Source organism: Nocardia farcinica, from assembly GCF_029867845.1.
GTDB lineage: Bacteria > Actinomycetota > Actinomycetes > Mycobacteriales > Mycobacteriaceae > Nocardia > Nocardia farcinica_A.
The window spans coordinates 1-5,242 of the sequence record NZ_JARWRU010000698.1; the positions used below are offsets into that span (position 1 = coordinate 1).

Consider the following 5,242-nt stretch of genomic DNA (forward strand, 5'->3'; position numbering starts at 1 on the left):
CATTCCGTCGACCGTGACTTGGTGCGGCCCGTTTCGGGCTGCCGCCGACCGAACCAACGCACCCCCGGTCCGGCGACCGGGAGGGGGTTTCATCGACTCGTCCGGCCGAGCGGATCAGGCCGTCCGAGCCTGGTCACCGGCGGCCACGCAGGTGCGCGCGAACCGTGCCGCCCGGCCGAGGGCGGCGCGGCTCTCCGGCAGGCCGGGCCAGATGGTGGTGAAGGCGTGGACCTGGCCACGCCACAGCTCGAGGGTGTTGGGCACGCCGGCGGCGTCCAGGCGCTGGGCCATGAGTTCGGCGTCGTAGCGCAGCACCTCGTCCTCGGCGGCGATGAGCAGCACCGGCGGCAGGTCCGCCAGAATGCCGTTGACCGGGGACATCAGCGGATCGAGCACACCGTCGATCTCCGCGCCGAGGCGCACCACCGCCTCGAGCGCCGACAGCGGGATGTAGGGGTCGAGGGCGACGTTGGGGTGATCGCGCTTGGCCGCGTAGTCCAGATCGAGCAGCGGGCTCAGGCCGATCAGGCCCGCCGGGGCGGGCAGGCCCCGCTCGATGATCCGCAGGGCGGTGGCGAAGCTGAGGTACCCGCCCGCCGAATCACCGGCGAAGACGACGCGCGCGGCGGGCGCGCCGTGGCGCAGCAGCCAGCGGTAGGCGGTGAGGCAGTCGTCCACCGACTGGGTGATGCTGCGGCCGGGCAGCTGGCGGTACTCGACGTTGACCACGGCCATGCCGGTGCGCCTGGCCAGGCTGGCCGCCACCGGACGGTGGGTCTCCAGACCGCAGATGGCGAAGCCGCCGCCGTGCATGTACAGCACCGCGCCGTGGCGCAGCGCCCTGGCGGCGCCCGCCGGCCGGATGATCTCGATACGGAAGCCGGGCAGGCTGACCTGTTCGCGTTCGACGCCGCGCGGCCGCGGGCGCAGCCTGGCCAGGCTCTCCACGGCCAGCGCGCCGACGGGGATGGTGGTCCTGTTGATCGGGGCAAGGCGGAGGGCGGGACGCACCACGCCCCGGCAGGTGGCCAGCAGCAGCCGCGCGGGAGCGCTCGGCCCTTCCGGGTTGAGGACAACCATGTCGCACCGCCTAGCCGCCGACCCCGACGACGACCGGATCGCGGCGGCGACCGGCGCGAGCGTCCACGTCGACATCTCACACACTGTCATTTCAGAAGACCACGAGAAAGTGATCCACGCAACATTTATCGGCCGAAACGGCGTCCCGCGAAACCCCTGTGACGCAATCGTGCACTACCCGGAACCTCACCGAAGCCGGGCGCGGCCGCGACTGGCAGACTTCACCCCATGCGCGGAATCATCCTGGCGGGCGGCACCGGATCGCGGCTGCACCCCATCACGCGCGGCGTGAGCAAGCAACTCGTCCCGGTCTACGACAAGCCGATGGTCTACTACCCGCTGTCGACCCTGATGCTCGCCGGCATCACCGAGGTGCTGGTCATCACCACCCCCGAGGACGCGCGGGCCTTCCGCAGACTGCTCGGCGACGGCAGCCACTTCGGCATCACCATCGACTACGTGGTGCAGCCCGAACCCGACGGTCTGGCCAGCGCCTTCGTCCTCGGCGCCGACCACATCGGCGACGGCCCGGTCGCGCTGGTGCTGGGCGACAACATCTTCCACGGTCCCGGCCTCGGCACCAGCCTGGAGCGCTTCAAGGATCTCGACGGCGGCGCGATCTTCGCCTACCGGGTCTTCGACCCCAGCGCCTACGGCGTCATCGAGTTCGCCGACGGCAAGGCGGTGTCGATCGAGGAGAAGCCGAAGAAGCCGCGCTCGAACTACGCCATCCCCGGGCTGTACTTCTACGACAACGACGTGGTGGAGATCGCCAGGGGGTTACGTCCGTCCGATCGCGGGGAATACGAGATCACCGACATCAACCGCGCCTACCTGGAACAGGGACGGTTGCGGGTGGACGTGCTGGCGCGCGGCACCGCGTGGCTGGACACCGGCACCTTCGACTCGCTGCTGGACGCGGCCAACTACGTGCGCACCATCGAGCAGCGGCAGGGCCTGAAGATCGGGGTGCCCGAGGAGGTCGCCTGGCGGCGCGGGCTGATCGACGACGAACAACTCCGGGCGCTGGCCGAGCCGCTGGTCCGCTCTGGATACGGCAGTTACCTGCTCGACCTGCTCGAGCGCGGACGGGAGTGGTGAAGGTGGACATCAGGGAGATGACGGTGCCGGGCGCGTGGGTTGTCACGCCGCGCGTGCTGACCGACGCGCGCGGCGCGTTCACCGAGTCGTTCAAGGCCTCGGAGTTCGAGAAGGCCACCGGCCGTCCGCTGGACCTGCGCCAGGTCAACGTCTCGGGCTCGGCCGCCGGCGTGCTGCGCGGCATCCACTACACCGAGGACCCGCCCGGCCAGGCCAAGTACGTGACCTGCGTGCGCGGCGCCTTCCTCGACGTGGTGGTCGACCTGCGCCCCGGCTCGCCCACCTTCGGCCACTGGGACAGCGTGCTGATCGACGACGTGAACCGCCGCTCGGTCTTCCTGTCCGAGGGACTCGGTCACGCCATCCTCTCGCTGGAGGACGGCTCGACCGTCTGCTATCTGTGCTCGCTGGAATACACCCCGGAGGCCGACCGCGACATCGACGCCTTCGATCCCACCCTGGCCATCGACTGGCCGAGGGTGGGGCGCGACGGCACGCCGCTGACCTACCTGCGCTCCCCCAAGGACGAGGCCGCGCCCCGGCTGGGCTGAACCGCCCGGCCCGGGCTCAGGCGGGTGCGGCGACGGCGCCGTCGAGCACCTCGCGGACATCCACCGCGGCCGCGGCGATGTTGCCGAACGCCGCGCGATAGCGGGCGAACTCGGCCTCCTTGTCCAGATAGACCGGCCCGGTGAAGGACTCGACGTAGATCACCGGCGGCTCCGGCTCGGCCGACGCCTCGGAAGGGAACTCGAGGATGGAGAAACCGCCGGTCTCCATGCCCGCGTGGAAGTCCGCGCCCTCGGGGACCACCCGCAGGCGCACCGTGGGCAACTCGCACAGCCTGCGCAGGTGCTCCAGTTGCTCGGTCGCGACCTGCTCGCCGCCGATGCGGTGGCGCAGCACCGACTCCGGGATCACCGCGTCCACCCGCAGCGGCGCGCCGGGCCGGGTGAGCAGCAGCTGCCTGGTCCGGCGCAACTCCACCCTGCGCTCGATCTCGTTGTCCGAGGCCGACGGCCGCGCCGCGCGCAGCAGGGCGCGGGTGTAGGCCTCGGTCTGCAACAGACCTGGCACCAGATCCGTCTCGTAGCCCGTCACCTGGCGGGCGGCCTCCTCGAGGCCGATGTAGATGTCGAACCCCTCGGACACCACATCGGTGTAGGCCGTCCACCACCCCCTGGCCTTGGTCTCCTTGGCCAGCGCCGCCAGCGGCCCGACCACCTCGGCGGGCGCGCCGTACACCTTGCACATGGCCTCGACGTCGAGGCTGCGCAACGAGGTCTGACCGGTCTCGATCCGCCATATCTTGGCTTCCGACCACTCCAGGTGCCGCGCGGCGGTGCGCGTGGTCATCCGCGCGCGGGTGCGCAGATCCCGCAGACTGCGGCCGAGCCGTCTTCGCGGCATGGTCGATCCGGTTGTCGAATGCGTAAGAGCCATTGTGTCCCCCTGGAACCCCTCGAGATGCGTTCGGGCGCCGCCGCATTCGTGCGCGGGCCGCCCGGACGGCATTGTTTCACAACAGATCCCACGCGGCGCAATACCGGATAACGGGGGGCACGGCCTGCGACCCACCGAGCTACACGCTCGCTATTTCCGGGAATTTCCGCGCCGGAATCGCCAGAACTGGACCGCGCGCACGTCCTCGGACAGCTGGTTGACCGGCTCGGCCACATCCGACAGCGCCTGGAACAGATCGTCGGCCAGATCGCTGATGTGTTCCACGCGCGTCGCCAGCCGGGAGGCGTTGACCAGGAATTCCAGCATCAGCCGCACGGCGGCGGCGATGGACAGCCCGAGCGGGATCGCCACCGCGGCGGCCAGGATGCCGAGCACGAAGGTGACCTTCCACATCAGCACGACCAGCGCGATCGGCGCCGCGACGGCGAAGACCAGGCCGAGCAGATAGGCCAGCGGCAGCAGGGTGCGCGTCGCCGAACGCCGGAACTGCACGTCGAGCAGCACGCCGAAGGCGTCGGCGACCCAGCGCCGGAAATCGGCGCGACTGCGAAACGGGCGCGCGGGCTCGTCCTCCGGCGGCGGCTCGGCGGGGCCGGAGAGCCTGCGCAACGCCGAGGCCTTCCAGGTGATCCAGCGGGACCCGGTCTCGATCTCACCGGCTTCACCGGCCTCGCCCTCGGGCGGGCCGGCCTGCGCACCGGAATCGGTCATGCTCGCATACTGCCCCGATGCCCGCGGGTGAAACCAGCCCTGCGCCGCACATCACTCCGACGCGAATGGGACATGAGGTGACCGGGTCGTGAGCGATCCGAGATCGAAGCGATACACTGCCACGCCGGATGAGACCTACTGCACATTCGAGAAATTTTTTCGCCAAGGCGTAACGCACCGACCCCCGCCTGTCGATACGCCCCATGAACGCAGGACCCCAGAGCTATCCGGGAATGGAGAAAACAGTGCGCACCACGTTTCCGACTTCCGTCTCCGCGGCCGACATGGACGCCGCGGCGCAGGACTACATCCAGCGCGGTTGGACGGTTGCCGAAACGGCCAACGGGCTGTGCCTGATCACCGACGACGACATTTCGGCCGTCGAGCTCAGCGGCGAACTGGCAGCGGACGTCCGGCGCTTCCTGCGCGCGAACAACCTGACCGGCCCGGTGATCGAGGTTCCCGGCACCGAGCGCCGCGAGATCCACCTGGTGACCGGTCTGCGCAAGGCCGCGATGGCCATCGAGGCACTGCGCGAGGCAGGCGCGATCGTCTACACCGAGGGCGACGGAGTCCCGCTGCCGCCGAGCAAGCTGTCGGCCGGCTCGGCCAACTGGGGCGTCGCCCCGCACGAGGCCCGCTGGGTGCCGCCGGTGGTGGCCGTCGCCGCCGCCGTCCGCTCCGCCGCGACCCGTCGTCGCCCGCAGCTGACCAGCGTCGCCTGCTGACCGCGCCCGCGAACGGCCGAAAAGCTCCCGCCGACAGGCGGACTCTCTCCTCTGCGTAGCGGCGGACCGCACTACCCCGCTGCCGACCGGCATCCGTGACACGGATGCCGGTCTTTCTCGTTCTCTCCGCCCGCCGCCCACCAGCCTCCCGCGCCGAC

General features: G+C 70.5%; 6 protein-coding genes. 3 read left to right on the top strand and 3 right to left on the bottom strand.

Features of this window, described 5'->3' with window-relative positions:
• Nucleotides 1-114: 114 nt before the first annotated feature.
• Nucleotides 115-1,080 (bottom strand): alpha/beta hydrolase, encoded by a 966-nt coding sequence (locus QH283_RS15325; RefSeq protein ID WP_280503664.1) that lies wholly within the window; start codon nucleotides 1,078-1,080, stop codon nucleotides 115-117.
• 228 nt (nucleotides 1,081-1,308) lie between these two features.
• Between QH283_RS15325 and rfbA the strand changes: the two genes are divergently transcribed.
• Complete coding sequence (gene rfbA / locus QH283_RS15330) at nucleotides 1,309-2,181, top strand: glucose-1-phosphate thymidylyltransferase RfbA (protein WP_280503665.1); 873 nt, start codon at nucleotides 1,309-1,311, stop codon at nucleotides 2,179-2,181.
• A gap of 2 nt (nucleotides 2,182-2,183) precedes the next feature.
• Nucleotides 2,184-2,732, top strand: a complete 549-nt coding sequence (locus QH283_RS15335; RefSeq protein WP_280503666.1) for a dTDP-4-dehydrorhamnose 3,5-epimerase family protein — start codon at nucleotides 2,184-2,186, stop codon at nucleotides 2,730-2,732.
• A gap of 16 nt (nucleotides 2,733-2,748) precedes the next feature.
• On the opposite strand, the gene QH283_RS15340 is transcribed toward QH283_RS15335, so the two are convergent.
• A complete protein-coding gene (locus QH283_RS15340) occupies nucleotides 2,749-3,624 on the bottom strand; it encodes a helix-turn-helix domain-containing protein (RefSeq protein ID WP_280503667.1) in 876 nt (291 codons plus the stop codon).
• A 150-nt stretch (nucleotides 3,625-3,774) separates the two neighbouring features.
• On the bottom strand, nucleotides 3,775-4,356 hold the full coding sequence (locus tag QH283_RS15345; protein ID WP_280503668.1) for a DUF4282 domain-containing protein: 582 nt from the start codon (nucleotides 4,354-4,356) through the stop codon (nucleotides 3,775-3,777).
• 245 nt (nucleotides 4,357-4,601) lie between these two features.
• Between QH283_RS15345 and QH283_RS15350 the strand changes: the two genes are divergently transcribed.
• The gene (locus QH283_RS15350) at nucleotides 4,602-5,084 is read left to right on the top strand and encodes a hypothetical protein (protein WP_280503669.1); all 483 of its coding nucleotides are present in this window, start codon (nucleotides 4,602-4,604) and stop codon (nucleotides 5,082-5,084) included.
• The last annotated feature ends 158 nt before the right edge of the window (nucleotides 5,085-5,242 follow it).